At 78.8% G+C, this 510-nt stretch carries 1 protein-coding gene; it reads left to right on the top strand.

All coding sequences use genetic code 11. The annotated features are described in order from the left end of the window. Window positions 1-140 precede the first annotated feature (140 nt). Window positions 141-510, top strand: a 370-nt coding sequence (locus tag PUR56_RS01000) for a hypothetical protein (RefSeq protein WP_329947444.1), incomplete at its 3' end; no start/stop codon positions are given.

The following is a 510-nucleotide window of genomic DNA, read 5'->3' as shown; positions in this document are numbered from 1 at the left end:
TCGGCGGGCGCTAGCGCGACCCGCGGACGGCGGTCGCCGAGCCCGGCGCGGCCGGGGTCGACGGAGGCTGGCTGCTTCTCGGTGAGGACGACGAGGAGTCCGCCGCCCTCGCCGATGTCCTGACCGGGCACGGCGCGCCCGTGCTCCGGTTTGAGATCGGGGTGCGGGCCGAGCTGGCCGACCGGCTGCGGACGCTCGTCGCACCGCCGGTCGGCGTGGATGGACCGGGGGGTTCGCTCTCCGGCGTGCTCGCCGCCGTCCCGGCACGGGTCGTCGCCGGAAGCGCGGCGCCGCGCGGGCTCCGCCCGCGGGGGGCGGTCGCGACCGGGTCCGCCGATCCGGCGGTCGACCCGCACCGAGCGGAGGTGTGGGGCCTCGGCCGCGTCGTCGGGCTGGAACACCCCGACCGCGGGGGCGGGCTGATCGACCTGCCGGAGCACCTGGTCGTCCGTGCGGGCGGCCGTCTGGTGGCCGTGCTCGCCGGCGGGCTGGGTGACGAGACCGAGGTCT

The organism is Streptomyces sp. BE303 (genome assembly GCF_036290945.1).
In the GTDB taxonomy this organism is placed as follows: domain Bacteria; phylum Actinomycetota; class Actinomycetes; order Streptomycetales; family Streptomycetaceae; genus Kitasatospora.
This window is presented reverse-complemented; position numbering and strand designations above follow the sequence as displayed.